This is a genomic window from Rhodococcus sp. NPDC058639, assembly GCF_042717545.1.
In the GTDB taxonomy this organism is placed as follows: Bacteria; Actinomycetota; Actinomycetes; order Mycobacteriales; family Mycobacteriaceae; genus Rhodococcus.
This window is the reverse complement of sequence record NZ_JBHXRF010000004.1, coordinates 40,243-67,165: the sequence shown is the minus strand read 5'-3', so window position 1 is coordinate 67,165 and position 26,923 is coordinate 40,243. Positions and strand designations below refer to the sequence as shown.

The window sequence follows — 26,923 nt, the reverse complement described above, 5'->3', positions numbered from 1 at the left end:
GAATCGCACATGCGTACGACAGGGTGGCCGAAGGAGGGCGTGGGAATGACGAGCCGGGACGATCCGGGTCTGCTCGAGTGGGTCTCGTCGTATCTGGAAACGCTGCAGACCGCGAAACGGTCCCCACACACCCTGAAGGCATACCGCCTGGACCTGCACGCGGTATGCACACACCTCGGTGAGCTGCGGGAACGTCCGCCCGCCGACCTGACAGTCGGCGACATCTCGATCCGCGCGATGCGCTCGGCGTTCGCAGCGTTCGCCGCCGAGCGGCAGCCGGCCTCGGTGCGCCGCGCGTGGTCGGTGTGGAACAACTTCTGCAATTTCCTGGTCTCCGAGGGGGTGTCGGAGGGCAACCCGATGGCCTCGATCACCCAACCGAAGAAACCCCAGCACACACCGAAGTCATTCTCCCCCAGCGCGATTCACCAGCTCGTCGAGACCGTCACCGTCGAGGCCCAACGTCCGGCGGAATCGTCGCGGGAGTGGCCGCAACGCGACCTCGCGCTGATCGCGACATTGCTGCTCACCGGCATCCGCTCGGACGAGTTGATCCGCCTCGACGTGGGCAGCATTCTCGGCGGAGCGGGCACACCGGTGCTGCGGGTGCTGGGCAAGGGAGCCATCGAACGGGAGATTCCGCTCGAAGACAGCTGGACGGCCATCGTCTCGAGTTACCTCGAGGAACGGTACGCGCGGTTCCCGGCACCGCGGCGGCAGGTGCGCGGCGATCGCGACGATCCGGCCGTGTGGGAGCGCTACCCGGGAACCGATCCGTTGTTCGTGGGCAGCGACGGACAGCGCATCACCCGAGGCACCCTGCAGTACCGGGTGCGCCGCCTCTACCGGCGCGCCGGCATCGAGTCCGAACGTAAACGCGGAGCGCTGGCGCATGCGCTGCGGCACACGTTCGCGACGAGTCTGGCCGACAGCGGGGCCACCATGGTCGAGTTGCAGCAGTTGCTCGGTCATCGGTCCTTGCAGACGGTGCAGATCTATACGTCGGCGACCGGCGACGCGGTGCGGCACGCCGCGCAGCACAACCCGGTGTACGGACTGCTCGGCGACTCGGCACCCCGCCCGCACTGACCGCCCGGCGCGCCTGCGCTCCGGCGCGATCCCCCTGTGCTGCGGCTTGTCAACTGCGAGACTGGATGCAGTCCCACCCGCGTCGGAGGGCTGCCGTGGGGGTACCCATGGATAGTCGTGCCGACAACAGCGAAGGAGCATGCATGAATGTCCAATCGGGTGAGTCTCGTCATCGTGTCGTCGTCATCGGGTCCGGGTTCGGTGGATTGTTCGGTACCCAGGACCTGAAGAACGCCGACGTAGACGTCACGTTGATCGGGCGTACCACCCATCATCTGTTCCAGCCGCTCCTCTATCAGGTGGCCACGGGCATTCTGTCGGTGGGCGACATCGCGCCGGCAACGCGGATGATCTTGCGTAAGCAGAAGAACGCGCGGGTTCTGCTCGGTGACGTCGAAACGATCGACCTCGAGAACAAGACGGTGACCTCGCAACTCCTCGACCGGCGCACCGTCACCCCGTTCGACAGCCTCATCGTGGCGGCAGGTGCCGGCCAGTCGTACTTCGGTAACGATCATTTCGCCGAGTTCGCGCCCGGGATGAAGACGATCGACGATGCGCTGGAATTGCGAGGCCGCATTCTCGGCGCATTCGAGCAGGCCGAATTGTCCGACGACCCCGACGAGCGGGCGCGGTTGCTCACGTTCGTGGTGGTCGGTGCGGGACCGACCGGAGTCGAACTCGCCGGGCAGATCGCGGAACTGTCGCGGCGCACGCTCCGGGATGCCTTTCGGCACATCGACTCCACGGAAGCGCGGGTCGTCCTGCTCGACGGCGCACCGGACGTCCTTCCGGTCTACGGTGGCAAACTCAGCCGCAAGGCCCGCCAGACGCTCGAGGGCCTGGGCGTGCAGATCCAGCTCAACGCGATGGTGACCGGCGTGGACGCCGACGGGTTGACCGTCAAGGAGAAGGACGGCACCGAACGGCGCATCGAATCGCAGTGCAAGGTGTGGTCGGCAGGTGTCGCTGCCAGCCCACTCGGCAAGCAACTCGCCGAGCAGTCCGGGGCAGGCATCGACCGGGCGGGCCGGGTGGAGGTGCTGCCGGACCTCTCGTTGCCGGGATACCCGAACGTGTTCGTCGTCGGCGACATGATGTCGCTCGACAAGCTGCCCGGTCTCGCTCAGGTCGCGATGCAGGGCGGCAAGTATGCCGCGAAGCAGATCATCGCCTCGGTGGAGGAGGGACAGGATCCCGCGCAGCGTGCGCCCTTCCGGTACTTCGACAAGGGCAGCATGGCGACGATCTCACGGTTCAGTGCGGTCGCGAAGGTCGGCAAACTCGAGATCACCGGGTTCCTCGGGTGGATTGCGTGGCTGTTCGTGCATCTGCTGTACCTGGTGGGATTCTCGTCGAAGGTGTCGACCTTGCTGTCGTGGGCACAGGCGTTCTTCTCGAGCGGGCGCAACCAGATGGCGGCGACCGAGCAGCAGGTGTTCGGACGGCTCGCGATCCAGCGGTTGCGGACCGAGGAGAACGCGGCCGAGGAACGTGAGGCTGTCGCGCGACGCGAAGCGGGATGATCCTCCGGGCGTCACACGCGTCGTTGCTTTACGGGGTGACGAGTCCGCTCCGGTAGGCGATGACCACCAGTTGTGCGCGGTCACGGGCGCCGAGTTTCGCCATGGCATGACTGACGTGGGTGCGGGCGGTGGCCGGGCTGAGAAACAGGGCAGCACCGATCTCCTGGTTGCTCAGACCCTCCCCGACCAGTGCGAGAACCTCGCGCTCGCGTTCGGTGAGGACGGAGAGCCGATCTTCCCCGGCCCTGTCCGCCGCCTGCCGGGTGGTGAACCGGCCGATGAGGCGGCGGGTGATGCGCGGTGCCAGCAGCGCGTCGCCAGCCTCGATCACGCGGATGGCATGCAGGAGTTCGGCCGGACCGGCGTCCTTGAGCAGGAAACCGCTGGCACCGGCCTGTAAGCCCTCGAACACGTAGGCGTCGGTGTCGTAGGTCGTCAGGATGAGTATGCGTACATGTCCCAGGCCGGCGGTAGTGATTTCCCGGGTCGCTTCGATGCCGTCCAGGTTAGGCATGCGGATGTCCATGAGGACGACGTCCGGCCGCAGCGCATAGGCCTTCGCTACCGCTTCGGTGCCGGTGGTGGCCTCCCCGACCACCGTGATGTCGTCCTCGGTGTCGAGGAGGAGCCGGAACCCGGACCGCACCAATTGCTCGTCGTCGGCGAGCAGCACCTTGATTGTGCCGTCGCCGGAGGTGTCTTCCTCGCCGGTCATGTGGCCGCCGTTTCGGTCGAAGTCAGCGGAAGCCACGCGGTGACAGCGAAACCGCCGTCCGGACGGGGACCCGCGTCGAGGTGCCCTCCCAGGAGCCGGCAGCGTTCCCGCATCCCGGCGAGGCCGTACCCGCGTCTGTTCTGCTGCTGCTCCGGACGGTCACTCTCCCGGCGCGTGGTCGAGAGCGGCGAGACCGCGGGGGTGGCCGAGAGTGCTCGGCCTTCGTCGACGACGCGCACTTCCACGGTGTCTGCGCCGTAGGTGACGGTGATCGTCACGCGGGTCGCTCCGACGTGACGGATCACGTTCGTGATCGATTCCTGCAGGATCCGGTACACGGCGGTTCCGACCGCAGCGGGTACCGGCTGCGGAGGCGACGGCGCATCGACGGATAGATCGAGGCCTGCGTCGCGCGCCAGGTCGGTGAGGTCCTGGACCTGTGCCAGTCCAGGGTTCGGGGCCCGCCCGTCGGTGTCTCCCCCGCCGGCAGTTCTGTCGTCTCCGAAGTTGTCGTCTCGGAGTACTTCGAGGATTGCGCGCATCTCCGCCAGTGCCCGCGCGCTGGTCTGCTCGATCACCTCGAGGGTTTCGCGGGCGCGCTCGGGTCGTTTGTCGAATACATGTGCGGTGACACCGGATTGGACGTTGATGACGGCGATGGCGTGCGCCACGGTGTCGTGTACCTCGCGTGCGATCCGCAGCCGTTCCGCGTCGACCCGGGCGCGGGCTTCCTCGTCACGGGTGCGTTCCGCCACCACGGCGCGTTCGAGTGCCTGCGCGGCGATCTGATTTCTCGCTCGCACGCTTTCACCGAGAGCGGCGCTCATGACCGACGCGCCGATGCGGAAGTAGACCCAGCCGATGGCGGCGGGTGGCTCGATGTCGGCCGCGGCGATGAGCCACGCCGCGGACAGAACCACGATGCCCACGGCGGCCAGCCGGAGTGTGCGGTGTCCGTCGCCGTGCGCGGTGAGGGTGTAGAGGGCGACGAACAGGGCGAGCCACCCGGGCCCGTCCGGGAAATCGAGGCCGTAGTACACGACGCTGCTGAACGCGGTGATCGCGAACACGGCGACCGGCCAGGCGCGGCGCACGACGAGGGCCGCGCCGGGGACTATCAACAGGAGGTAGCCGAGGTTCCCGAGGTCGGACAGGGGACGCAGCACGATTTCGGGCTGCCCGCTGTTGCGCACCACGGTGCCCTGAACCTGCATGACGGTGATGAACAGCGCCAACAGCAGGTCCTGAACGCGGGTAGGCAGGCGGAACGACGCAGCGCGATCCTGCATGCAGTGATCATAGGTTTCCCGCGCCCGCAGCACCCGGGGTCTGCGGCTCGGTCGCCTACGTCGGCGGTTGCGGATCGATGCGCGCGGCATACGCCCGATGCCGTAGTCGCCGACGCCCGTCGGCCGATGACCTGCCGGCCTCGGGGCACGACGATCGAAGGTGCCCCATCTCGACGGGATACCCGTCCGACCGAAAGGATCGTCATGTCCGTATTCGAGGTTTCTGTTGCCCCGCTTCCGGATCCCACCTCCATCGTTGCCGCCGGTTACGAACTCGGCGTCGGGCGGGCGGTACCCACCACCGCAGCCGTGCTCGCGCTGGTCGGCGTGGTCGCCGGCGCGGTGGCCCTGAGGCGTTCCCGCCGCTCCGGAACACCTCCCAGCCTCTCGTGGATCGTCGTGGCGTTGGCGACGGGAGCGATCGGTGTGATTGTCGGTGGGATGCACGGCGCGAACGCCGCCGGTGGTCCCGATACCGGCAACGGGGTCGTCGGCGCATTGTTCGCCGTGGTGCTGGGAGTCGTCGCCGTCGTGTTGGGCGGTCTGAGTCTGGCCCGCTACCGCCGCGCCGAGCGTGCCGCACCGGCGCTGTCCGAGTCGTGACGTCGCCGCATGCCGACCTCGGCGCTCCCGTGTCGGACCTGCTCGCGAGTTCTTACGACGTGGTGAGATCGCGGTGGCGGAACAGCATCACGCCACCCGCACCGAGAGCCACGGCAATCAACGAGAGCGCGACCAGCGGACCGGCCGTGACCGACGCGGCCGGGACCGCCGGCACATGCGTGAACGGCGACACGTCCCGGGCGGTGTCGGGCACCCCGAGGAGCGGACCGAACAATCCGACGACGAGGCAGAAGGCGAGCAGTGCCCAGGACAGTCCGGACGACCAGGCAGGCACTCCCCCGATGAACAGCACCACTGCGGCGGCGACCACCAGGATTGCGGGTACGAAGACCAGCGCCGCCCCGGTCAGCCGCCCGACCTGTCCGAACACATCCCCGACTATCACGCCGTGGGCCAGACCCATCGCCGCTCCGGTAAGCGCTTGCAGGGCCACGATCCCTGCGGTGACGACACCCACGTGCGCGAGCATCCATCGGGGCCGGGAGAGCGCGGTGGCGAGAACGGGTTCGAGCCGTCCTGCGGTTTCCTCGCTGCGCATCCGCAGCAGCGCCTGGACGGCGTAGCCCGCGACCGCGATTGCGATCATCGCGAAGATCGCCGCGAAGTAGGCGTCGATCAGATCGGTGACACCGCCGCCCAGGTCGGTGAGCACATCACTGCCCTGCTCGCCGTCGCCGAGGAGGTCGTCGACCTGGTCGGCGATCACGCCGTACACCAGGGACAGGACGACGATCCCGAAGGCCCACCAGAACCAGATCGTGCGCTGCATCCGCCACGCCGATCCGAGCGCTGTGGGTAGTGCCCGGGACGCGCGGGGCGGGCCGGGCCGGGTCGGTACCAGCCCGGACCCGATGTCGCGGCGCCCGGTGAGCGCGACGGCGACGGCGCAGAGGACCAGCGAGAACACGATCGGCAGTGCCAAGACCCACCAGTCGTCGGTGTCGTACGGCCGCATCTGCTCGGCCCAGCCGATCGGCGAAAGCCACGTGGGCCATCCGCTTTCCACGCGGGTGCCGTCACCGGTGACCGTTCCGGTCATGTCACCCACCGCACGCAGCAGGAACGCCACGCCGAGGGCGGCACCGGCCAGCCCGTTGGCGGTGCGGGCGCTGTCGGTGACCTGCGCGGTGACTGCGGCGACCGCGGCGAAGGCGATACCGGCGGCCGCGACGCTCGCACCGAGCGCTATCGATCCACCCGCCGGTAATCCCTGCATCGTCAGCACGGCCGCACTGAGAACACCGAGCGTGAGGTTGGCACCCACGGCGACGAGCAGCGCGGCGGCGAGCAGCGCCCGGCGTCCGACGACCGCTGCCCCGATGAGTTCGGCCGCGCCGGTTTCCTCGTTCTGGCGGGTGTGCCGCACCACCAGCAGTGTGGTCATCAGCGCGGCGGCCAGCGCCAGCGGCATGACGATCTGGCTGGCGACTACAGCGCCCATGCTGTAGCCGGACACAAGGCCGTTGACGGCGAGCGTCACCGGGGACGCCGCGGACGCGGCAGCGAAACCCCGCAATTCGGCGACGGTGGGATACAGCCCCGCCACACTGGTTGCGGAGAACGCGAGGATCGCGGTGAGGGCGAGCAGCCACACCGGTAACCGGATGCGGTCGCGCCGCAACGCGAGTCGGACGAGCCGCCCGGTACCGGCGAATCGTTCGGCCCCGGTCGTCGGGGCCGCGGCGGCCGCCGTCGTCATCGCGGAGACATTCCTGGTTCGGCCCGCCGGTGGCGCTCGTTCTCGCGGACCCGTTCGTCACCGTAATGACGCAGGAACAGTTCCTCGAGGGTGGGTGGAGTGGACGTCAGCGAGGTGATCCCGAAGGTCAGCAGGTGGCGCAGCACCGCGTCGAGTGCGGTGGTGTCGACTTCGCAGCGGGTGTGCACACCGTCGATACGGACATCGTGCACTCCGTCCAGTTCGGGCAGTCCGGTGACGGGACGGGCGGTTTCGGCGGTGATCGAGGTGCGGGTGAGGTGCCGTAGCTGGGTGAGGGTTCCGGTCTCGACGGTGCGGCCCTCCCGGATGATGCTGACCCGATCGCAGACCGCTTCGACCTCTGCGAGCAGGTGGCTCGACAACAGCACCGTCTTCCCGGCGGCGGACATCTCACCGAGGCAGTCCTGAAACACCGATTCCATCAGTGGGTCCAGTCCGGAGGTGGGTTCGTCGAGGATGTAGAACTCGACGTCCGACGCGAACGCGGCAACAAGCGCGACTTTCTGACGGTTGCCTTTGGAGTAGGTGCGGGCTTTCTTCGTCGGGTCGAGTTCGAAGCGGTCGAGAAGGTCCGCGCGGCGGTTCTCGTCCAGTCCGCCCCGTAACCCGGCGAGCAGATCGATCGCCTCGCCGCCGGTGAGGGTGGGCCACAGGTTCACGTCGCCGGGCACGTAGGCGAGGCGCCGGTGCAACGACACCGAGTCACGCCACGGATCGCCACCGAGCAATCGGACCTGTCCCGAATCGGCGCGCAACAGTCCGAGCAGCACGCGGATGGCCGTCGATTTACCGGAGCCGTTGGGGCCGAGAAATCCGTGGATCTCGCCCGCTTCGACGGTCAGGTCGAGGCCGTCGAGGGCCCGGGTCGGACCGAACGTCTTGACCAAGTGCTCGATCGCGACCACCGTCATGGGGGCATGGTACGCCGGGCCGCTGGGGGTCTGCGCGATATGAACAATCGTGACCGCGTGCAGATCCCTGAGCCGACCGACGCCCTGATGTGGGTGTCGGAGGGCCGTGGATAGGGTGCCGGAATGACCACTGCCGACGCAGCGCACCGTTCGCCATCCACCATCTGCCTGGACGGCAGGGTGTTTGCCGGTGTCAGCAACTCACCCACCGGGCAGGTCAGTGGCGCGACCCGCTTTCGCTACCACCAGGACGACGCTGTTGTCTGGGCCGAATACGAGGGCGGAGAGGTGGCGCGTGGTTTCCTCGTCGGAACGCGTGCGGGCGAGCGGTTGCACTTCCGCTATGTCCACCTCGGTGTCGACGGCATCACCGCGAGTGGAGTCTGCGACAGCCGGATCGAACTGCTCGGTGACGGCCGCGTACGTCTTCACGAGAGCTGGGCGTGGGAATCGCGTCCGGAAGCGGGCACAAGCGTGGTCGAGGAGATCGACTGACCGGGCTCTACTGGATCGCGGAGTGTCGCGCGACCTCGACGCCGAGGTCGCCGACCCGGACGTCAGGCTCCGCCGAAGACCTGCTCGGCAACGGTGATCGCGCTGACCCCGTTCGGCCAGCCGGCGTAAAACGCCAAGTGGAGGATGGCTTCTTTGACTTCTTCCTCGACGACGGTACGAGCGGTACTCGCGCTCAGGGAGTCCCTTGCACTATCTCCTCCGGCGGGACTCCACATCTGTACAGGACGTGGTGTCCGTGAACGGTGACAAGGGAAGTGCCGAGCAATGAGGAGACGGGCGCCGACCTTCCACAGCTGCTGGGTGCGGCCACGATGCACGGGGTGCCGATCGCGGTGAGGACTCTTTCGCGGGTGGCGCGGATGAAGTCCCCTGCGGCAACCGCAAGCTCAAAGATGAGCGTCGGGCGCCCACCCTTGTCGATATGCAGGCCGCCCTGCTGTGCTCGCCATCCCGAAGCGAGCAGCACTACGTCGACTTGCCTACCGGATGGACGAGAACAGCGTTCGCGGACACCAGCCCGGTGGTGTGGGTCCGAGTTCGAAAAGGACGAGGCACCACCGGTATTGCGGAATCGAGCGTTAAGCGCGACAAAAGAGGACACAGCACGGTGTCGGAATTGCGTCGGGTCGGTCTCGACCTCCCGACGTGTTAACGCCGGCCGGAGTCCCTGCGACACCTCATACGTCGGGGTACCCCATCCATTCGGTCATCGAATTGAGGCACCCACCATGCGAAAAGCAACTCCTCTGCACCCCTCGTCGGGCAGTTTCCCCACGGTCACAGAGTCCCCCTCGTCGACGGCTACGGCTACGGCGGAGCCGGTCCCGTCTCCCTCCCAACAGAACGCAGTACCCGGAACGACTACCAAGATAGGACCGGTGACCGGGCCGAACACGTCGTCGACGCAGTACGGTGTCGGCGGTACAGACTTGGGCATAGCCCGCAGCCTCCCCAACGGAAGCCAGGCTGTCGTCCTGGGTGACACCTTCGACCAGGCCGGCGTCGGTGGCCCCGGGTGGCGGTCTCCGGTGATGCTCCTCACGAACGAGAAGACCCCGGCGGCGTACGCGAACGGTCTGACGTTCCATGGGGCCATCGGCGGCTCGTACGCCCGCCAGTTGTGGCCGTACACCCACGACAGGGCCCCGTGGACCAATGGCGGCTTCGCCACGGTCCTGCCTTCGGACCTCCTCGTCATCGGCTCCCGCATCTACTTGTTCGTGACGATCTGCCGGTCCCTCTCGGAGGTCCTGTGGACGGAGATTCAGTATTCCGACGACAACGGCCAGACCTGGGTTCACGCGGGTCCCGCCGGACAGCGCGAGTGGCATCACGAGGGTGCTTTCCAGATGGGCATCACCTGGGAAATGGGGACCGATGGCTGGGTCTACATCATGGGCAACAAGTGGTTGGTGGACGGCGGCTCCAACGTCCATCTGTACCGCTGCCGCCCCAACGAGGTGGCGGACCGCTCCAAGTGGTCCGGCTGGGGGTGGAACGGCACGGACTGGGGATGGAACCGGGGATGCTCGGACATCTTCCCGGCGGGGACCAAGGTCCGGGAGATGAATCTCCGCCTGGTCCAGGGCCAATGGCTGCTCACCTATACCCAGACCGCACCGGACATCCGCGTCAACGTGAAGGGCCTTCGCAACGGGCCGACGTCCCATATCGGGGAGGCTCCGACCACGACCGTGGTCCGTCACGTGCCGCACGACCAGGAGCACCTGGACCGGAACAACACTCTCGCCCAATGCTACGGAGGGTACGTCCTCGCCGGCTCCACGCTGGACGAGCTCTATGTTCTGGTCTCCCAGTGGGATACTCGCGACAACTGGCCGTACCAGATCAATCTCTACCGGCACACGGTCCACGCCGATATCCCGCGTCCCGCACCGGTACCGACGCTCGATGAGGTCGTGGACGAGAACTATCTCCTGTCGCGAGCCGTCCTGGCCAAGGTGGGCGGGAACGTTTCGGATCTCCCCACCACTCCGGCGGCGGAGACATTCGACGCGGCGAGGCACACCAACACGGCGTTGTGGCGTGTCGCCGGCGCCGTGGGCGCAAACACGGCAGGAATCTGACATGACCCCACCTCCTGCCGCCTGCGGCCTTCTCCGCAGTCGGCGGCGGGAGGTGGGATCTCCCTTGCCCCAGGGGTGACGGGTTCGGACCGGGCAACGCAGGCGGCGTCGCACCGACCGCGCCTGTGAGGCAAACGTCCGCTCGGAGCACCACTCCTGGTCCGCTACAGAAGTCGGCATATCGGCAACCTCGGGCGGATTCACTCTCGGCGCTTACCGACGATTGCCGTGACGTCCGGCCCCGGTGCAGATCCCCGCCAACCGTTGGTTACACGCGAACGCGGGTGGGGGCACTCCGATCTGGCTATCTTCGACACTATTGCTTCCGGAACCTGGTGGTTATCAGGGGCGCCGAAGGGACGGCAGCACATGAGGGTTCTGGTTCTCGGGGGTACGACATTCATCGGCCGGCGCATCGTGGAAAGACTCCACGAGCGCGGCGATCGGGTGCTGGTTGTCCATCGCGGACACCACGAGCCGTCCCCCTGGGTGGCGGTCGATCACCTACGGGTCGATCGCCTCACCCTGGGTCGTCACGCCGACGATGTTCGCCGGTTCGGTCCGGACGCCGTAGTCGACACCTATGCACTGACAGCCGACCACGTCGATGCCGTCCTGCCGGTGGTGCCCACGGTGCCGACGGTGGTGCTGTCCAGCGTGGACGTATACCAGGCGTTCACGGGTTTCAACTTGGGGCGTTGCGAATCCGCGGTGCCTCTGACCGAGGACTCCGAATTGCGCCGGGAGCGCTATCCCTACCGCGGGGCCCAGATGCCGGGGATCCCGGACGCCTACGACAAGCTCGATGTCGAGGAGCGGTGGCTCCCGCGAGGTGCCGTGGTGTTGCGTCTGCCCATGGTCTACGGACCACACGATCCGCAGCGCCGGGAGGAACCGGTGCTGCGCCGTATCCGTGCCGGACGGCAGCACATCCCGGTCGGCGCCGGAAACCTGCTGTGGACCCGCGTCCACGTCGATGACGTCGCCACGGGCGTACTGTCCGCTCTCGATACCCGGGCCGCGGACGGCATGGCGGTGAATCTGGGCGAGCCCACGACGGTGCCGATGGTCGCGTGGCTGGAACAGATCATCGAGGCAGCCGGCTCCATGCTGGAGCCGGTACGGGTACCGGAGTCGGTACTGCCCGCCGATCTGGCGATCATGGGAGCACCGGCGCAGCATCTCCTTGCATCGGTGAGCCGGGCAGAGAAGCTTCTCGGCTGGTGTCCTGGTGATCCACAGCACCGGGTGGCCGAATCGGTGCGGTGGCACCTCGACAATCCGCCGGCGAGCAGTTGGTTCGCCGAGGACTCACGGGTGGACGAGGATGCGCTCGGCTCCGTCTGACCCGTCGACGCCACTCACGACGGCCGCAGGTGCTCGATCGTGAAGCCGTGCTGCTCGACGAGCCGTCGGGCGATCAAGGAACGGTGACATGCCTCGGGATCGCGTTCGACGCAGAACAATGCGGCTGCTCCCGCGCTCGGCAGCACCGACACAATCGCCTCGAGGTCGGCCGGATCGAGGATCTCGGCGGTGTAGCGGCTGACGTAACCGGTGGCGAGTTCGCGCCGGGTGCGTTTGCCGACACCTTGAAGGGCGTCCTCGGCGTACTGAAGCTCACGCAACTCCGTTGTCGGTGCCAGTTCGAGGTGGTGCCGGTATGCAATGCCGCTCGCGGCGAGCGAGGTCTGCAAGCGATGCGAATTCGCCCAGGCGTAGTCGGGTCCGCGGACGCCGCGACGCTGACGCACGTCGAGCAGCATGCTCACCTCTGCTCGTCGCAGTCGTTCCAGGAACGACGTCACGTCGAAGCCGTAGACGCCGATCGTGCTCAGACCCGGCACCAGCAGTCACCCCTCTCGGTTGCTGCCGGCGCCGTCGGTGCCATGGACTCTCGTGCAGAGGACCGTTCGCTCGATTGTCACTTCGGCTCCATTCGGATCCTGCGGGGCGCGTCCTGTCCCGCGACGCGCCGGTGCGGCGTCGCGTCATGGAGCCTTCCGCTGAATCACGACACCTTGTGTCAGGTATTCGGTAACGTCCGGGTGTGTGCGGGCCGACCGGCTGGTGTCTCTGGTGCTGTTGCTGCGTCAGCGCGGCCGGCTGACAGCCGATGTCCTTGCCGGTGAACTCGAGGTCTCGGTGCGCACCGTCCTTCGCGACATCGAGGCGCTCTCCACAGCGGGTGTCCCCGTGTACTCCGAACGGGGTCGGCACGGTGGGTTCTCATTGCTCCCCGGGTTCAGGACCCAGCTCACCGGGCTGAACCACGACGAAGCGCTGTCTCTGCTCGCCGCCGGTTCCGGGTCGGGCGAGCCGGTCTTCGGACTCGGAACCGCTCGCGCGTCAGCCCTGCGGAAGGTCGTCGACGCACTCCCCGAAAGCCATCGGATCGCCGCGAACAATGCCGCCCAACGCTTGCTCGTCGACCCCGAGACCGACCTCCTCTCCCGCCGCTCGACCCGGGACGAGGTGCCGGACCCCATCCTGACCGCGGTCCGGAATGCGGTCCTCGGCGGACGCAAGCTGCGCATCCGCTACGCGCCCACGGGCCGGCCGCCGCAGTGGTACACCCTGGACCCGATCGGTCTGGTCACGGTGCGAGACAAGGGCTACCTGCTGGGCACCGACTTCGGCACCGACAGGACCCTGCGGATATCTCGGATCGTCGCCGCGCACGAACTGCCCGAACCAGCGGAGCGTCCGGATCGGATCGACCTGGCACGCATCTGGGCACAACGCTGCGCGCAGTTCCTGTCCGAGGACCACATCACCGTCGATGTACGAGTCGACGCGGCGCGACGAGATGACCTGCTGGACATGGCAGAAGCCGTCCGCACCGAGGAACCCGAAGCCGACGGCCGGTTGCGCCTGGAAGTCACGTTTCAAGACCTCCGGCACGCGGAGTGGGCGCTGTGGCAACTCGGCACCCAGGCCGAGGCACTCACACCGCCGGAACTTCGCGCCTCCTTGCGCAGCCGGGCGCAGACGGTCGCGGAGCGCTACCGAGAGCCTTTGTGACTCGAATCCTGGTGCCACATGGGTTTCTCCGGCGGTCAGCTGCCGAGATGCGCGGCGTCGGTGATGTTCGCGAGTCGCACCTGTCCCTGGGCAACGAGGCGGTCCTGCTCGTCGGTGATGGTCACCTTCCAGAGCTGCTGGGTGCGGCCGCGGTGCACGGGGGTGCCGATCGCGGTGAGAACACCTTCGCGGGTGGCACGGAGAAAATCGGTGTTGTTGTTGACTCCGACGACGGTGCCGCGGTCGCCGAACCATGCGGAGCCACCCACGCTCGCGAGTGTCTCGATCACCGCGCAGTACACACCACCGTGCACGATGCCGAACGGCTGGTGCTGGTTCGGGGTCACCGTCCAGCGCGCCGCCACCCGATCGGGGCCGATCTCGAGGAATTCGAGGCCGAGGGCGGCGCCGAACCCGTTGGCGTTGAGCGCCGTGGCGGCGGCCGGGTCGTGCAGCGAGGTGGGGTCGAGCCGGGGCTGGTCGGTCATGCGGTCTCTCCGTTGCGTGCGGGGCCGCGTCCGGTGGATCCGGGCGCCGGTGGCCACCGAACGATGGTAGGGCATCGCGGTTTTCGGTCACGTCGCGTGTTTCGGTTGCGCGGTGCGTCTCGCCGGCACCCACCCCCTGGCGTACACACAACTGGATACACAGAACGGCGGGTCCCACGATTGCTCGTGGGACCCGCCGTCGGGATGGACCCGGGAATCACTGCAGCCCTCAGGACTCCGGCGCGGTCCGTTACTGCGCGAACATCACCACTATAGGGAAGCCTGCCCTTATTTCACAAGACCTCGGACCGGAAACCCGGCGGCGACGAACGCGTCGAGGAGAATCTGGCCCCGGCGGGCGGCGACCCGCCGGGATCCGCCGCCGAGGATCGGGAGTTGTGCCGCACCGGTTACCACGGATCGTCCCACCATGGCCCAGAATCGCGGGCCGTCGAGAGGTGCACAGCGGCGCACGGCGGCGTGGACCGCGGTCAGGGCGGTGACGGCGCGATGCGCCGTCCACACGGCCATCGCCTCCTCGCACGGCAGCACCACCACGTCGTCGGACCTGGCGGCGCGATCGTCCGGCAGGACCCGCAGCGTGTCGTCGGCGACACCCGCCCAGTCGATGCAGCCGTCGCTGTCCTGGTGCAGCCACAGATTGTCGAGTCCCGGATCCCACACGCGGCCTTCCAGTACATACGGGGCGAGCACGCGTCCGGTCACCGCGTGGATGAGCGCGGCGGCAACTTGCTCTGCAGCGATGCGGGGATCCTCGACGTCTTCGAGCGCCCGGGCATAGAGCAACTCGATGCGGTGCATGCGCTCCATGCCCCCGAGGTACCACCAGCGTCGCCGCGGTTCCTCGTCCACGCACGCCACCGCGTACACGCGCGGCGTTCCCGGAGCGAGTGATTCCAGTCGCCGGCGCGTGTCGTCGAACGCGCGGACGGGGGTGGGAGCGGCCGCGGGTGACGGCAGCAGCAGAGTCGTCATCCGACCTCCTGATCGACGGGCCCGTTACTTAGGTAAGGCTAACCATTACAGTCTGGGCCGGAGTGCGCAACCCCCCACGTTCCCGTTACCCCGGGCACCCCTCCCGCCGTCACATAGGATTCCGTAACCTAACTCCTAGATCCGCAGTCCCACTCGCGATCCCTCCCGAGGAGCACCCCGCGCACGTGACCACCACCCCCCACCGCGACGCCGCCCCACCGGCGTCCACCCCGACCGCCCCGCCCACCACGGGGCGTCGCGTCGCCGCCGAACTCCTCGACCTCGCACTCGTCGCCCTCCCCCTCGCCATCGGCGCCCTGGTGGTCGACACCCTCGGCGACGCACACGGCGGCGGGCAGGCCGACCGCATCGTCTTCGGCACCGCAGCCGTCCTCATCGCCGGGACGGTGCTGTGGTGGAACCGCGGTCTGCGCGAAGGCCGCACCGGACAGAGCCTGGGCAAACAGTGGCTCGGACTGGTCACCCGCGACACCCTCACCGCCGCACCGGTCGGCGCCCGGGCCGCACTCCTACGGCGCGGCACCGAAACCGTCACCGTCAAGGCCGCTGTCCACGACGGCTTCGCACCCCGACCGGCCGACACCAGCCTCCCCGCGATGCGCCGCCGACGACTCCTCGGTCTCGCCGTGCTGGCAGTTCTCCTGGTGCTCGTCGTGCTCGCCAGCATCGCCGTCGGAGCGCGGCCCATGTCCTTCGCCGAGGTGTACCACGCGATCGCCGTCAACGACGGCACCGAAACCGACCTGATCGTGCACTCGCTGCGCATCCCCCGCACCTTGCTCGCCCTGATCGTCGGCATCGCGCTCGGCGTCGCCGGCGCCCTCATTCAAGGCCACACCCGCAATCCCCTTGCCGACGCCGGCCTGCTCGGCATCAACGCCGGCGCCGCCTTCATGGTCGTGCTCGCGATCTACCTGTTCGGGGTGACCACCCCCGCCCAATACCTGTGGTTCGCCTTCGCCGGCTCCTTGCTCTCGAGCATCGTCGTGTTCGGGTTCGCCTCCGTCGGCAACGGCCGCTCGAGCCCCCTGAGCCTCGCCCTCGCCGGCGCCGCCGTCGCCTTCTTCCTGCAGGCGATGATCCAGACCATCGTGCTGCTCGACCAGACCAGCCTCGACGGCTACCGATTCTGGGTGGTCGGCTCCGTCGCCGGACGCGGCATGGACGTGCTCTGGCAGGTCCTGCCCTTCCTGATCGCCGGTCTCGTCGTCGCCATCGCCGGGACACCGTCGCTCAACGTGCTCAGCCTCGGCGACGACGTCGCCCGTTCGCTCGGCACCAACATCGTCCTCACCCGCGTCGTCGGCATCGGCGCCATCACCGTTCTCACCGGTGCGGCCACCGCAGCCTGCGGCCCGATCGCCTTCGTCGGCCTGATCGTCCCGCACATCGCCCGCGCGATCACCGGCCCCGACTATCGCTGGCTGCTGCCCTACGCAGGACTGCTCGGAGGCGTCCTGCTCGTACTCGCCGACGTGATCGGGCGCATCGTGGTGCGCCCCGGCGAACTGCAGGTCGGGATCGTGCTCGCACTCATCGGCGCGCCGTTCTTCATCGCCCTGGTGCGACGGCGGAAGCTGGTGGCCCTGTGACCACCACGCCCGGCACCGAGACCCCCACGTCCCCCGCACCCCCGGTCGACGGCGCGCGGCGCCGCTCCCCGATCCAGATCTCCACCGCCGTGCCCGGCCGGCACGCATTCCGCATCGGACCGTTCTCGGTGGTCTGGCGCGGCCGCATGGTGCTGGTGTGCGCCCTGATCGCCGTCGCCACCTTCCTGCTCACCTGCGTGTCGCTCGGACGTGGCGACTACCCGATGTCGGTTCCCCAGGTCATCGAGGTGCTCTTCGGCGGCGGCGCACGCCTCGACCGATTCATCGTCTTCGACCTGCGACTCCCCCGGGCGGTCGGCGCGATCGTCGTCGGCGCCGCCCTCGCCGTCGCCGGCGCGATCACCCAGTCGCTGTCCCGTAACGCCCTCGCCAGCCCCGACATCCTCGGTATCACCGCCGGTGCCGGCGCCGCCGCGGTCGCCCTGATCGTCCTCACCGGCGGCGGCTCCGTCGTCGGCATCCTCGCCACCCTCGGGTTGCCGCTGGCCGCCCTCGCCGGTGCCCTGCTCACCGCTGCGGTCATCTACCTGCTCGCCTGGCGCAACGGTGTCGAAGGGTTCCGGCTCGTCCTCATCGGCATCGGCATCAACGCGATGCTGCTCGCCCTCACCAACTGGATGCTGGTCTCCGCCGACATCAACGACGTCTCCCGCGCTCAGGTGTGGCTCACCGGATCACTCAACGGCGTCTCCTGGAACCAGGTGGCCCCGGCCGCCCTGGTTCTGCTCGTCCTCGGCGCGTGGGCCACCGTCTCCTCGTTCACCGTCGGTGCGCTGCGCCTCGGCGACGACACCGCCCGCTCCCTCGGGGTGCCGCTGCAAACACAGCAGGCCCTGCTGCTGATCACCGCCTGCACCCTCGCCGCGGTCGCCACCGCCGCAGCCGGACCCGTCGGGTTCGTCGCGCTCGCCGCCCCCCAGATCGCAGTCCGTCTGGTCAAGTCCGCGGGGCCGCCGATCATCGCGTCCGCACTGACCGGGGCGCTGCTCGTCGTCGGCGCCGACCTCATCGCCCGTACGATCCTGCCGGTGCCACTGCCCGTCGGTCTCGTCACCTCCGCGCTCGGCGGCCCGTTCCTGCTGTACTTGCTCGTGCGCTCCAACCGGAAGGTCTCCGCGTGACCGACACCCACACCCCCGCCGCCTCGGACACCGAACACCCCGAGGCCGCCCCGGCGACCCGTCTGGTCGCCGAACACATCGGGCTCGGCTACGGGGATCGGCTGATCATCGACGACCTCGACCTGGAGATCCCCACCGGCGTCATCACCACCATCATCGGACCCAACGGCTGCGGCAAATCGACCCTGCTGCGGTCGCTGAGCCGACTGCTCAAGCCCCGCACCGGGCAGATCCTGCTGGACGGCCACAACATCACCACGATGCGCACCCGCGACGTCGCCCGCGTCCTCGGGATGCTGCCGCAGGCTCCTCTCGCCCCCGAAGGACTGACCGTCGCCGACCTCGTCGCCCGCGGCCGGCACCCCCACCAGTCCTGGCTGCGCCAATGGTCCTCCGACGACGAAGGGGAAGTCGCCGCCGCGCTCGCCCGCACCGGTATCGCCGACCTCGCCGACCGGCCGGTCGACGAACTGTCCGGCGGTCAGCGCCAACGCGCCTGGATCTCCATGGCCCTGGCGCAGGGCACCGACATCCTGCTGCTCGACGAACCGACCACCTACCTCGACCTCGCGCACTCGGTGGAAGTGCTCGACCTCGTCGACCGGTTGCACAGCGAACTCGGCCGCACCGTCGTGATGGTCCTGCACGACCTCAACCTCGCCGTCCGCTACAGCGACCACCTCGTGGTGATGAAGGACGGCCGCATCGTGCGCTCCGGTCCGCCCTCGGAGGTGATCTCCGCCGAACTGCTCGCCGAGGTGTTCGACCTCGACGCTTCGGTGATCGAGGATCCGGTGTCCGGCCGACCGCTGATCATCCCGATCGGCACCCGGCACGTCTACGGGGCAGTCGGGGGTCCCGTGGCCCCGGACCACACCCCCGGAACCACCGAAACTCCCTGATCACAGCCCTGCCAAGGCTACGACCCGGGGTAGTACGCACAAACGTCGGAGAAATCCGTAGAATCGGATCATGGCAGCACTAGGCGAACTCGAGCGAGCAGTGATGGACCACCTGTGGTCCTCCACCGAACCCCAGACGGTCCGGCAGGTCCACGAAGCCCTGTCCACCCGCCGCAACCTGGCGTACACCACCGTCATGACGGTGCTGCAACGGCTCGCGAAGAAAAACCTGGTGGTGCAGCAGCGCGACGACCGCGCCCACCGCTACATGCCCGTCCACGGCCGCGACGAACTCGTCGCCAATCTCATGGTCGACGCCCTCGATCAAGCCGACGAAACCGCCGGCCGCGCCGCCGCCCTCGTCCACTTCGTCGGCCGCGTCGGCGCCGACGAAGCCGAAGCACTGCGCGCCGCACTCGCCGAACTCGAAGCCCAGCACTCGGGCACCACCACCACGCTGGGCGAACACGGCTCCGGGCGCGCGAGCTGACACACTCGATGCCATGAACGCCCCCACAGCGCTGTTCTTCGGGATACTCGCGCTGCTTCTCGCGGGTCCGGTGCCCGGGCTCCTCGCCCGCGCCACCTGGCCGCACCGCAACCCACGTGCGGCGCTCGTGCTCTGGCAGGCGATCGCGCTGGCCGCGGTCCTGTCCGCGTTCAGCTCCGGTCTGGCCATCGCCAGCCGGCTCCTCGTCCCCGGTGCCGACGGCCGGCCCACCACCGAACCGCTCCGCGAGATCGAAGCCCTCGGTGTGCCGCTGTGGCTGACCTACATGGCGGTGCTGGCCCTGACCCTGCTCATCGGTGCGCGCCTGATCTACTCCGTGCTGCGGGTCGCGGTCCGTACCCGCCGTCGCCGGTCCCGGCACCGCATGCTCGTCGACCTTCTCGACAACCGCGACAGCCGCGAGGTCGTCCGACGCCACCCGCACGTCCGGATCCTCGACTCCGCCGACCCCATCGCGTACTGCCTTCCCGGCCTGCGCCACCGCGTGGTGCTCAGCGCCGGCACGCTCGACAATCTCAGCGACGCCGAACTCCGCGCGATCCTCTGCCACGAGCACTCGCACCTGCGGGCCCGGCACGACCTCGTCCTCGAGGCGTTCACCGCCGTGTACGAAGCATTCCCCCGCTGGGTGCGGTCCCGCTCCGCCCTCGGCTCGGTGCAGACACTCGTGGAGATGCTCGCCGACGACTCCGCAGTCCGCGTGACCGGGCCGACACCCCTCGCCCGGGCACTGGTCGCGTGCGCCGGCACTTCCACCCCGAAAGGTGCCTTGGCCGCCGGGGGACCCAGCACCGTGCTACGGGTGCGGCGCCTCGCCGATCCGGGACCCGACCTGCGTATCTCCGCCGGCGCCTACATCGCCGCCGCTGCGATCCTCGTGGTGCCCACCGTTGCCGTCGCCGTACCGTGGCTCACCGAGCTGAGCCGCCTGCTCGCGCACTGAGCCCGCGCCGATTTCGATCCCACCCCGTTTCGGGGGAAGCTGTACCCATGACCGTCGAACACACCGCGACACCCCAAGCCCAGATCGGCGTGACCGGCCTGGCCGTCATGGGGTCGAACATCGCCCGTAACTTCGCCCGCCACGGATACACCGTCGCCCTGCACAACCGCAGCATCGGCAAGACCGACGCGCTGCTCGCCGAGCACGGCTCCGACGGCACGTTCGTGCGCACCGAAACCATCGAAGAATTCGTCGCCGCCCTCGAAAAGCCCCGCCGCGTCCTCATCATGGTCAAGGCCGGCGACGCCACCGACGCGGTGATCGAGGAACTGGCCGGGGCGATGGAACCGGGCGACATCATCATCGACGGCGGTAACGCCCTCTACACCGACACCATCCGCCGCGAAGCAGCGCTGCGCGAGCGTGGCCTGCACTTCATCGGCGCCGGTATCTCCGGCGGCGAAGAAGGCGCACTCAACGGCCCCTCGATCATGCCCGGCGGACCCGCCGAGTCCTACAGCGCCGTCGGCCCCCTCCTCGAGACCGTCGCCGCCCACGTCGACGGCACCCCCTGCTGCACCCACATCGGCCCCGACGGCGCCGGCCACTTCGTGAAGATGGTGCACAACGGCATCGAATACGCCGACATGCAGCTCATCGGCGAGGCCTACCAGCTGCTGCGCGACGCGCTCGGCCACGACGCCGCAGCGATCGCCGACGTGTTCTCCGAGTGGAACACCGGCACCCTCGAGTCGTACCTCATCGAAATCACCGCCGAGGTGCTGCGCCAGACCGACGCTGCGACCGGCAAGCCCCTCGTCGACGTGATCGTCGACGCCGCCGAACAGAAGGGCACCGGCCGCTGGACCGTCAAGTCCGCCCTCGACCTCGGTGTGCCCGTCACCGGTATCGCCGAAGCGGTCTTCGCGCGCGCTCTGTCCGGCTCCCGCGACCAGCGGGCCGCCGCTCGCGGACTCACCTCCGGCACGCTCGGCGCCGCCCCCACCGACGCCGCCCAGTTCACCGAGGACATCCGCGCCGCCCTGTACGCGTCGAAGATCGTCGCCTACGCCCAGGGATTCGACCAGATCGCGGCGGGCAGTGCCGAGTACGGCTGGAACGTCGACCGCGCCGCTCTCGCCACCATCTGGCGCGGCGGCTGCATCATCCGCGCCCAGTTCCTCAACCGCATCAAAGAGGCCTACGACGCGGACCCCGACCTGCCCAGCCTGATCCTCGCCCCCTACTTCCGTGACGCCATCGAAGCGGGCATCGACAGCTGGCGCCGGGTCGTGGTCACCGCCACCACGCTGGGCATCCCGATTCCCGCGTTCGCGTCGTCGCTGTCGTACTACGACGGGCTGCGCGCCGAACGGCTCCCCGCCGCCCTGACCCAGGGTCAGCGCGACTACTTCGGAGCGCACACCTACGAGCGGATCGACAAGCCGGGCAAGTTCCACACCCTGTGGAGCGGCGACCACAGCGAAGTCAGCGCCTGACCTCGCCGTGACCGGTCTCGCGGCAGTATCCGTGGCGTGCGCACTCGCCGCCGCGGTGCTGACCGCGATCGCCGGGGTCGCCCAGCAACGATCGGCCGCCGCCGTCCCCGAAACCGGCAACCTGCTCAGCTCGCTGCTGCGCAACCCTCGCTGGTGGGCCGGCGCGGTCGGCGACACCGCCGGCTACGGTTTCCAGATCGCGGCCCTCGCCCTCGGCTCGGTGCTCGTCGTGCAGCCGCTGATGGTGAGCTCACTGCTGTTCGCGCTGCCCCTCGCCGCCTATTTCGGCGGCTACCGCCTCACCCGCAGCACCTGGATGCTCGCCGCAGCGCTCTGCGCGGCGCTGGCGATCTTCCTGATCGTCGGCAACCCCGCCGCCGGCACCACCGATGCGGCCGCCACCCGCTGGGCGCTGCCCCTCGGCGCAGTCCTCACCGTCACCGCGGTCGCCGCGGCGCTCGGCGCCGCCCCGGCCCACGCGACGCGGCTGACCCCCGGCGTCCGCGCGACCCTGCTCGGCACCGCCGGCGGTCTGCTGTACGGGGTCGTGGCCGCCCTCACCAAGCACGTCACCGACCTGTTCGAGGACGGGCCTGTCGCGGTACTGACGTCCTGGCAGGTCTGGATGCTCGTCGTCGCCGGTGTCGGCGGCTACTACCTGCAACAACGAGCATTTCAGGTGGGGCCGCTGTCCGCGTCTCTCCCCGCCCTCACCGTCGGCGAACCGCTCGGTGCGATGTTCCTCGGAGTCGTCGTGCTCGGTGAACACCTGCAGGTCGGCGGCGCCGGCGTGGTCCTCGTCGCAGCGGCGGTGCTGGTCATGTTCGTCACCACCGTCGCGCTGTCCCGGGCGGAGGCTCCCACCCCCGAGGTCACGACGCCCGCGACAACACCGCCACCAGAAAGCCCGAATCCTCAGTGAAGGGACGCAGATCCCACGTCGACAGTCGCAAGTCGACTGTCAGTCCGGCCCGCTCCGCATCGGCGAAGAACTCCGCGAACTCGTAGTCCCGACCGGCACCGAACCCCACCACGACACGCCCGCCGTCGGCAAGGTGCCGGACGAATCCCGCCAGGACCGCATCCCGGGTCTGCGGCGCCACGAACGTCATCACGTTGCCCGCACAGACGATCACGTCGAACGCGCCCGTCACCCCCCGCGCCGGCAGATCCAGTTCCGCGAGATCCCCGACCAGCCAGCGCGGACCGGGATGGTCCTCCTCCGCCGCGGCGATGAGCACCGGATCGACATCCACTCCGACCACCTGGTGTCCGGCCCGATGCAGATATCCGCCCAGCCGGCCCGGACCGCATCCGGCGTCGAGCACCCGCGCCCCGCGTTCGACCATGGCGTCGACCAGCCTGGCCTCACCGGCCGTGTCCTGGCCCTGTGCCGCCAACTCCCGGAACCGCTCCACGTACCAGGTCGAATGCGACGGATCTGCCGCCGTGAGCTCCTCCCACCGGCTCGGGATACGTCCGCCAGGGGTTCCTGCAGTCATGGTCGATACTCCTTCGTCCGAGGGCGCGAGCACAGATCCGTTCCGCGGTCCCGCCCACACCGTAGGCCGACGGCTGCCGAACCGTCGCACCCACCGCCGATCGGGTGCGCTTCGGCGCCGCGGCGACAACACCGCATCCCTCTCAGTAGAATGAGGACTTTCACACGATGTCCGGGCGGCCGCTTCCTCTTCCCGTCCCGGACCAGACGAAAGGAACCCGGTGCCCGCGGCACCCTCTTCCCGCAGGTCAGTACCCGAAGCCACTGCGGAGCCCGACTCCGCCGGTCCGGAGGGCTCCCCTACCGAGCCGGGTGACCACCCCGGCGACACTCACCACCCACGGGAGCGGATGTGACTTCCGTGATCCTGTCCGTCCTCAGCCTGGTCGGCTTCGTTGCCTTGACCGCCGGGACAGCGCTGTTCGTCGCGGCCGAATTCTCCCTCACCGCCCTCGAACGCAGCACCGTCGACGCCGAAGCCCGAGGCGGTGACCTCCGCGCCCGGCAGGTGCAGCACGCGCACCGCACCCTGTCGTTCCAGCTCTCCGGAGCACAGCTCGGCATCACCATCACCACCCTGATCACCGGCTACCTTGCCGAACCCGTCCTCGCCCGCTTCCTCAACCCGCTGCTCACCGCGATCGGGTTGAGCGAGTCCGCGTCCGGGACCGTGTCGCTGATCGTCGCGCTGATCCTCGCCACCTCGTTCTCGATGATCTTCGGCGAACTCGTTCCCAAGAACCTCGCCATCGCGCGGCCGCTGGCCACCGCCCGGGCCACCGCGGGCCTGCAAGCCGGGTTCTCCCTCGTGTTCAAGTGGGCCATCAACGGGCTCAACGGCAGCGCCAACTACATCGTGCGGCGCCTGGGCATCGAACCCGCCGACGAACTGCGCTCGGCGCGGTCCCCGCAGGAACTGGGCTCGTTGGTCCGCGCGTCCGCTGTCAGCGGTGCCCTCGACGAGAGCACCGCCCAGCTCGTCGACCGGTCCCTGCAGTTCGGGGAGCGCACCGCCGCCGATCTGATGACTCCGCGCGTGACCATCGAGTCGCTGGACCGGAACGACACCGTCCTCGACCTGATCGATCGCTCCGACCGCACCGGCTATTCCCGGTTCCCGGTCGTCGACGGCGACCTCGACGACACCGTCGGTGTCGTGCACGTCAAGCACGCATTCACCGTCCCGGCCGCCGCACGGGCCACCACGCCGGTCCACACTCTGGCCCGCCGGGTTCCGAACGTGCCCTCCAGCCTCGACGGGGACGCCGTGATGGAACGGGTCCGCTCCGACGGCATGCAGGTCGCGCTGGTCGTCGACGAATACGGCGGCACCGCCGGCCTGGTCACCATGGAGGATCTCATCGAAGAAATCGTCGGCGATGTCCGCGACGAGCACGACGAACCGGAACTCGACGCGCACCCGCAGGGCGTCGGCTGGTCGTGTGCGGGTCTGCTCCGCACCGACGAACTCGCCCACCTGACCGGCTACCAGGCTCCCGAGGGGGACTACGAAACTCTGGCAGGCCTGTTCCTCACCGAACTGGGCCGCATCCCGGACGTCGGGGACGAGATCGTCCTGCCGGCCCGCCCCGGGGAGGAACACCGGCCCTGGTACGCGCAGATCCTCGAGATGGACGGTCACCGGATCGACCGGGTGCTCCTCGTCCCCGGCGAACCGGACGACGACACCGAACCCGACGACACCGAACCCGGCGATACCGAATCCGGGCATCCGGACACCGGGCACCTCGGAGACACGGACACCTCGGAGACACCGGACGGTGACGCCCGATGAACGACTGGATCGCCGTCGCCCTCACCGTCGTACTGCTCGCCGGCAACGCGTTCTTCGTCGGCGCGGAGTTCTCACTCATCAGCGCCCGGCGGGACCGCCTCGAAACGCTCGTCGCGCAAGGCCGGAAACGCGCCCAGACCGTCGTCGACGCCGGTGAACACCTCTCACTGATGCTCGCCGGATCCCAACTCGGCATCACCATCTGCTCGATCCTGCTCGGCCGGGTCGGGGAACCGGCGCTCGCGCACCTGATCGAACAGCCGCTGCACCTCGTCGGGATCTCCGATGCGTGGCTGCATCCCATCGCCTTCACACTCGCCCTGAGCCTGGTGGTGGTGCTGCACATTCTGCTCGGCGAGATGGTCCCCAAGAACATCGCCATCGCCGGTCCGGAACGCACCGCCATGCTGCTCGTCCCCGCCCACCTGATGTTCATGCGACCGGCCCGGTGGCTCATCGCGTTCTACAACGTGTGCGCCAACGGTGTGCTGCGGCTGATGCGCGTCGAACCCAAGGACGAACTCGAGGTCACCGTCACCGCCCTCGAACTGTCGGAGATGATCGGCGAGTCCCGTTCCGAAGGCCTGCTCGACGAGGAACAGCACCGCCGCCTCACCCGCGCGCTGAGCACCAGCAACCGCACCGTCGCCGATGTCATGATCCCGCTCGCGTCCGTGCGGACCGTGCCGGTCACGGCGAGCGGCACCACCACGCTCGGCGCGATCGAGCAGGCGGTCATCGCGACCGGGTTCTCCCGCTACCCCGCGCAGGCACCGAGCGGCACGATCAACGGTTACGTGCACATCAAGGATGTCCTCGACCTCGTCGGAGATCCGAACGCCGGTCCCGACGCCGCCATCGCCGCCGACACCATCCGGCCGCTGCCGTCGATCCGCCCGGATGTCGCGCTCGACGAGGCACTGTCGGTGCTGCGCCGCACCAATTCGCATCTCGGTGGGGTCGTCGATGCCGGCGGCACCGTGATCGGCATCGTGGCGCTCGAAGATCTCGTCGAGGAGTTCGTCGGTACCGTCCGCGACGCCACCCACCGCGTCGCAGAACCCCCGGAGCGCCGCACCCCATGACCGACCCCACCCCCGGTGCCGCCCCGACCGTGCTCGTGGAGGCGGACTGGACCGGTCGCCGCGACCGCCACCACGCCGCGGTGGACGCCCTGCTGGCCGATCATCTGAAGCGGCGCGCGGCCGACGAGACGCACCCGGTGCACGACTTCCTGTTCACCTACTACAACTACCGGCCCGGCAAGTTGCGGTTCTGGCATCCCGGTTACGGGACGATCCTGCTCGGTGCCGCGACCCGCGACTACCGGGATCATCCCGGCTACGAGCGGCTCGAGGTGGACGGCGTACCCGCGGTCCGGGTCAGGGACGCCGTCCTTGCGCACCGCTCCGGCACGGTCGACTTCGTCGCCGGTCTGCTCGCGGCCACCGCATCCCGTCCGGCCCAGCTCGGCTGCTTCGGTCTGCACGAATGGGCGATGGTGTACCGCACCGGCACCGAGGACGTTCGGCACTCGTCGGTGCCGCTGCGGCTCGGCCACCAGGGCACGGACGACGTGGTGGAATCAATGCAGCTTCGATGCACCCATTACGACGCGTTCCGGTTCTTCACCCCGGAGGCCGCGCCGCGCAACGCTTCGGCGCTCACCCAGGACAGCCGGATGGACCGGGAGCAACCCGGGTGCCTTCACGCGGGGATGGACCTCTACAAGTGGTGCTTCAAGCTCTCCCCGCTGGTCGACTCCGATCTGGTGCTCGACTGTTTCCGGTTGGCGTCGGCGGCTCGCGAATTGGACATGCGGGCCAGCCCGTATGATCTGAGCGGCTACGGCTACTCGCCCGTCGCTATCGAGACTGCCGCCGGACGCGCACAGTACGTCCGCGAGCAGTCGGCGCTCACCACTCGCGCCGCGGACCTCCGTGAGGAACTGCTCAATCGATGCTCCGCCCTGCGCGCGTGTCGACCCGACACCCCTACTGCTACCGGCGGGTAACATAACTGGAGTTTTTCG

The 26,923-nt window shown here is 68.7% G+C and carries 25 protein-coding genes; 17 read left to right on the top strand and 8 right to left on the bottom strand.

From position 1 onward, the window contains the following. The first annotated feature begins 45 nt into the window (after positions 1-45). Both ACFWU2_RS08660 and ACFWU2_RS08655 read left to right on the top strand, forming a co-directional pair. Positions 46-1,089: a tyrosine-type recombinase/integrase gene (locus ACFWU2_RS08660; protein ID WP_378603979.1), complete on the top strand. Its 1,044-nt coding sequence runs from the start codon at positions 46-48 to the stop codon at positions 1,087-1,089. Between the two features lie 143 nt (positions 1,090-1,232). Then, positions 1,233-2,615, top strand: coding sequence for an NAD(P)/FAD-dependent oxidoreductase (locus tag ACFWU2_RS08655; protein WP_378603976.1), 1,383 nt, complete (start codon positions 1,233-1,235; stop codon positions 2,613-2,615). A 28-nt stretch (positions 2,616-2,643) separates the two neighbouring features. Here ACFWU2_RS08655 and ACFWU2_RS08650 read toward each other — a convergent pair whose 3' ends face one another. Further along, positions 2,644-3,330 carry a response regulator gene (locus tag ACFWU2_RS08650; RefSeq protein ID WP_378603973.1) on the bottom strand — a complete coding sequence of 229 codons (687 nt, stop codon included), beginning with the start codon at positions 3,328-3,330 and terminating at the stop codon, positions 2,644-2,646. After that, positions 3,327-4,619, bottom strand: coding sequence for a sensor histidine kinase (locus ACFWU2_RS08645; RefSeq protein WP_378603970.1), 1,293 nt, complete (start codon positions 4,617-4,619; stop codon positions 3,327-3,329). Before ACFWU2_RS08645 ends, ACFWU2_RS08650 begins: the two co-directional genes overlap by 4 nt. 204 nt (positions 4,620-4,823) lie before the next feature. Here ACFWU2_RS08645 and ACFWU2_RS08640 point away from each other — a divergent pair, with 204 nt between their 5' ends. Continuing rightward, a complete protein-coding gene (locus ACFWU2_RS08640) occupies positions 4,824-5,222 on the top strand; it encodes a DUF6223 family protein (protein ID WP_378603967.1) in 399 nt (132 codons plus the stop codon). 52 nt (positions 5,223-5,274) lie between these two features. Here ACFWU2_RS08640 and ACFWU2_RS08635 read toward each other — a convergent pair whose 3' ends face one another. Further along, positions 5,275-6,942, bottom strand: coding sequence for an ABC transporter permease (locus ACFWU2_RS08635; protein ID WP_378603964.1), 1,668 nt, complete (start codon positions 6,940-6,942; stop codon positions 5,275-5,277). Beyond that, positions 6,939-7,874, bottom strand: coding sequence for an ATP-binding cassette domain-containing protein (locus ACFWU2_RS08630; protein ID WP_378603961.1), 936 nt, complete (start codon positions 7,872-7,874; stop codon positions 6,939-6,941). The genes ACFWU2_RS08635 and ACFWU2_RS08630 overlap by 4 nt, the downstream gene beginning before the upstream one ends. A 123-nt stretch (positions 7,875-7,997) precedes the next feature. Between ACFWU2_RS08630 and ACFWU2_RS08625 the strand changes: the two genes are divergently transcribed. From ACFWU2_RS08625 to ACFWU2_RS08615, 3 genes are all read left to right on the top strand, one after another. After that, positions 7,998-8,369, top strand: a complete 372-nt coding sequence (locus ACFWU2_RS08625; RefSeq protein WP_378603958.1) for a hypothetical protein — start codon at positions 7,998-8,000, stop codon at positions 8,367-8,369. 899 nt (positions 8,370-9,268) lie between these two features. Further along, complete coding sequence (locus ACFWU2_RS08620; protein ID WP_378603955.1) at positions 9,269-10,477, top strand: DUF4185 domain-containing protein; 1,209 nt, start codon at positions 9,269-9,271, stop codon at positions 10,475-10,477. Positions 10,478-10,846: 369 nt separating this feature from the next. After that, positions 10,847-11,824 carry an NAD-dependent epimerase/dehydratase family protein gene (locus ACFWU2_RS08615; protein WP_378603952.1) on the top strand — a complete coding sequence of 326 codons (978 nt, stop codon included), beginning with the start codon at positions 10,847-10,849 and terminating at the stop codon, positions 11,822-11,824. 14 nt (positions 11,825-11,838) lie between these two features. Here the strand turns inward: ACFWU2_RS08615 and ACFWU2_RS08610 are convergent, their stop codons facing one another. Then, on the bottom strand, positions 11,839-12,324 hold the full coding sequence (locus ACFWU2_RS08610) for a DUF488 family protein (protein WP_378603949.1): 486 nt from the start codon (positions 12,322-12,324) through the stop codon (positions 11,839-11,841). Positions 12,325-12,529: 205 nt separating this feature from the next. Between ACFWU2_RS08610 and ACFWU2_RS08605 the strand changes: the two genes are divergently transcribed. Continuing rightward, positions 12,530-13,501 (top strand): helix-turn-helix transcriptional regulator, encoded by a 972-nt coding sequence (locus ACFWU2_RS08605; RefSeq protein ID WP_378603946.1) that lies wholly within the window; start codon positions 12,530-12,532, stop codon positions 13,499-13,501. Between the two features lie 35 nt (positions 13,502-13,536). Here the strand turns inward: ACFWU2_RS08605 and ACFWU2_RS08600 are convergent, their stop codons facing one another. Continuing rightward, on the bottom strand, positions 13,537-13,989 hold the full coding sequence (locus ACFWU2_RS08600) for a PaaI family thioesterase (protein WP_378603943.1): 453 nt from the start codon (positions 13,987-13,989) through the stop codon (positions 13,537-13,539). A 288-nt stretch (positions 13,990-14,277) separates the two neighbouring features. Then, the gene (locus ACFWU2_RS08595) at positions 14,278-14,985 is read right to left on the bottom strand and encodes a hypothetical protein (RefSeq protein WP_378603940.1); all 708 of its coding nucleotides are present in this window, start codon (positions 14,983-14,985) and stop codon (positions 14,278-14,280) included. A 185-nt stretch (positions 14,986-15,170) separates the two neighbouring features. On the opposite strand from ACFWU2_RS08595, the gene ACFWU2_RS08590 reads away from it, so the two are divergent. From ACFWU2_RS08590 to ACFWU2_RS08560, 7 genes are all read left to right on the top strand, one after another. Beyond that, the gene (locus ACFWU2_RS08590) at positions 15,171-16,598 is read left to right on the top strand and encodes an iron chelate uptake ABC transporter family permease subunit (protein ID WP_378603937.1); all 1,428 of its coding nucleotides are present in this window, start codon (positions 15,171-15,173) and stop codon (positions 16,596-16,598) included. 146 nt (positions 16,599-16,744) lie between these two features. Next, complete coding sequence (locus ACFWU2_RS08585; protein ID WP_378605146.1) at positions 16,745-17,740, top strand: FecCD family ABC transporter permease; 996 nt, start codon at positions 16,745-16,747, stop codon at positions 17,738-17,740. After that, the gene (locus ACFWU2_RS08580; RefSeq protein WP_378603934.1) at positions 17,737-18,642 is read left to right on the top strand and encodes an ABC transporter ATP-binding protein; all 906 of its coding nucleotides are present in this window, start codon (positions 17,737-17,739) and stop codon (positions 18,640-18,642) included. Before ACFWU2_RS08585 ends, ACFWU2_RS08580 begins: the two co-directional genes overlap by 4 nt. A gap of 70 nt (positions 18,643-18,712) precedes the next feature. After that, on the top strand, positions 18,713-19,132 hold the full coding sequence (locus tag ACFWU2_RS08575) for a BlaI/MecI/CopY family transcriptional regulator (protein WP_378603931.1): 420 nt from the start codon (positions 18,713-18,715) through the stop codon (positions 19,130-19,132). Between the two features lie 13 nt (positions 19,133-19,145). Continuing rightward, the gene (locus ACFWU2_RS08570; protein WP_378603928.1) at positions 19,146-20,096 is read left to right on the top strand and encodes a M48 family metalloprotease; all 951 of its coding nucleotides are present in this window, start codon (positions 19,146-19,148) and stop codon (positions 20,094-20,096) included. 47 nt (positions 20,097-20,143) lie between these two features. Further along, positions 20,144-21,595 carry an NADP-dependent phosphogluconate dehydrogenase gene (gene gndA, locus ACFWU2_RS08565; protein ID WP_378603925.1) on the top strand — a complete coding sequence of 484 codons (1,452 nt, stop codon included), beginning with the start codon at positions 20,144-20,146 and terminating at the stop codon, positions 21,593-21,595. Between the two features lie 7 nt (positions 21,596-21,602). After that, positions 21,603-22,517 (top strand): DMT family transporter, encoded by a 915-nt coding sequence (locus ACFWU2_RS08560; protein ID WP_378603922.1) that lies wholly within the window; start codon positions 21,603-21,605, stop codon positions 22,515-22,517. Here the strand turns inward: ACFWU2_RS08560 and ACFWU2_RS08555 are convergent. Continuing rightward, the gene (locus ACFWU2_RS08555; protein WP_378603919.1) at positions 22,468-23,097 is read right to left on the bottom strand and encodes a class I SAM-dependent methyltransferase; all 630 of its coding nucleotides are present in this window, start codon (positions 23,095-23,097) and stop codon (positions 22,468-22,470) included. The genes ACFWU2_RS08560 and ACFWU2_RS08555 overlap by 50 nt on opposite strands. A gap of 351 nt (positions 23,098-23,448) precedes the next feature. Here ACFWU2_RS08555 and ACFWU2_RS08550 point away from each other — a divergent pair, with 351 nt between their 5' ends. The 3 genes from ACFWU2_RS08550 to ACFWU2_RS08540 are packed head-to-tail and all read left to right on the top strand — an operon-like array spanning position 23,449 to position 26,905. Continuing rightward, positions 23,449-24,891, top strand: coding sequence for a hemolysin family protein (locus ACFWU2_RS08550; protein WP_378603916.1), 1,443 nt, complete (start codon positions 23,449-23,451; stop codon positions 24,889-24,891). Next, positions 24,888-25,976 (top strand): hemolysin family protein, encoded by a 1,089-nt coding sequence (locus tag ACFWU2_RS08545; RefSeq protein WP_378603913.1) that lies wholly within the window; start codon positions 24,888-24,890, stop codon positions 25,974-25,976. Before ACFWU2_RS08550 ends, ACFWU2_RS08545 begins: the two co-directional genes overlap by 4 nt. After that, positions 25,973-26,905 carry a 3-methyladenine DNA glycosylase gene (locus ACFWU2_RS08540; RefSeq protein WP_378603910.1) on the top strand — a complete coding sequence of 311 codons (933 nt, stop codon included), beginning with the start codon at positions 25,973-25,975 and terminating at the stop codon, positions 26,903-26,905. Before ACFWU2_RS08545 ends, ACFWU2_RS08540 begins: the two co-directional genes overlap by 4 nt. Positions 26,906-26,923: the final 18 nt, after the last annotated feature.

What these genes read in the sequence shown, in the direction of transcription:
- ACFWU2_RS08600 (WP_378603943.1), bottom strand. Translation starts at nt 13,989, where the DNA reads ATGACCGACCAGCCCCGGCTCGACCCCACCTCGCTGCACGACCCGGCC.
- ACFWU2_RS08655 (WP_378603976.1), top strand. Translation starts at nt 1,233, where the DNA reads ATGAATGTCCAATCGGGTGAGTCTCGTCATCGTGTCGTCGTCATCGGG.
- ACFWU2_RS08630 (WP_378603961.1), bottom strand. Translation starts at nt 7,874, where the DNA reads ATGACGGTGGTCGCGATCGAGCACTTGGTCAAGACGTTCGGTCCGACC.
- ACFWU2_RS08545 (WP_378603913.1), top strand. Translation starts at nt 24,888, where the DNA reads ATGAACGACTGGATCGCCGTCGCCCTCACCGTCGTACTGCTCGCCGGC.
- ACFWU2_RS08595 (WP_378603940.1), bottom strand. Translation starts at nt 14,985, where the DNA reads ATGACGACTCTGCTGCTGCCGTCACCCGCGGCCGCTCCCACCCCCGTC.
- ACFWU2_RS08645 (WP_378603970.1), bottom strand. Translation starts at nt 4,619, where the DNA reads ATGCAGGATCGCGCTGCGTCGTTCCGCCTGCCTACCCGCGTTCAGGAC.
- ACFWU2_RS08555 (WP_378603919.1), bottom strand. Translation starts at nt 23,097, where the DNA reads ATGACTGCAGGAACCCCTGGCGGACGTATCCCGAGCCGGTGGGAGGAG.
- ACFWU2_RS08635 (WP_378603964.1), bottom strand. Translation starts at nt 6,942, where the DNA reads ATGACGACGGCGGCCGCCGCGGCCCCGACGACCGGGGCCGAACGATTC.
- ACFWU2_RS08575 (WP_378603931.1), top strand. Translation starts at nt 18,713, where the DNA reads ATGGCAGCACTAGGCGAACTCGAGCGAGCAGTGATGGACCACCTGTGG.
- ACFWU2_RS08585 (WP_378605146.1), top strand. Translation starts at nt 16,745, where the DNA reads ATGGTGCTGGTGTGCGCCCTGATCGCCGTCGCCACCTTCCTGCTCACC.
- ACFWU2_RS08625 (WP_378603958.1), top strand. Translation starts at nt 7,998, where the DNA reads ATGACCACTGCCGACGCAGCGCACCGTTCGCCATCCACCATCTGCCTG.
- ACFWU2_RS08570 (WP_378603928.1), top strand. Translation starts at nt 19,146, where the DNA reads ATGAACGCCCCCACAGCGCTGTTCTTCGGGATACTCGCGCTGCTTCTC.
- ACFWU2_RS08650 (WP_378603973.1), bottom strand. Translation starts at nt 3,330, where the DNA reads ATGACCGGCGAGGAAGACACCTCCGGCGACGGCACAATCAAGGTGCTG.
- gndA (WP_378603925.1), top strand. Translation starts at nt 20,144, where the DNA reads ATGACCGTCGAACACACCGCGACACCCCAAGCCCAGATCGGCGTGACC.
- ACFWU2_RS08615 (WP_378603952.1), top strand. Translation starts at nt 10,847, where the DNA reads ATGAGGGTTCTGGTTCTCGGGGGTACGACATTCATCGGCCGGCGCATC.
- ACFWU2_RS08660 (WP_378603979.1), top strand. Translation starts at nt 46, where the DNA reads ATGACGAGCCGGGACGATCCGGGTCTGCTCGAGTGGGTCTCGTCGTAT.
- ACFWU2_RS08640 (WP_378603967.1), top strand. Translation starts at nt 4,824, where the DNA reads ATGTCCGTATTCGAGGTTTCTGTTGCCCCGCTTCCGGATCCCACCTCC.
- ACFWU2_RS08540 (WP_378603910.1), top strand. Translation starts at nt 25,973, where the DNA reads ATGACCGACCCCACCCCCGGTGCCGCCCCGACCGTGCTCGTGGAGGCG.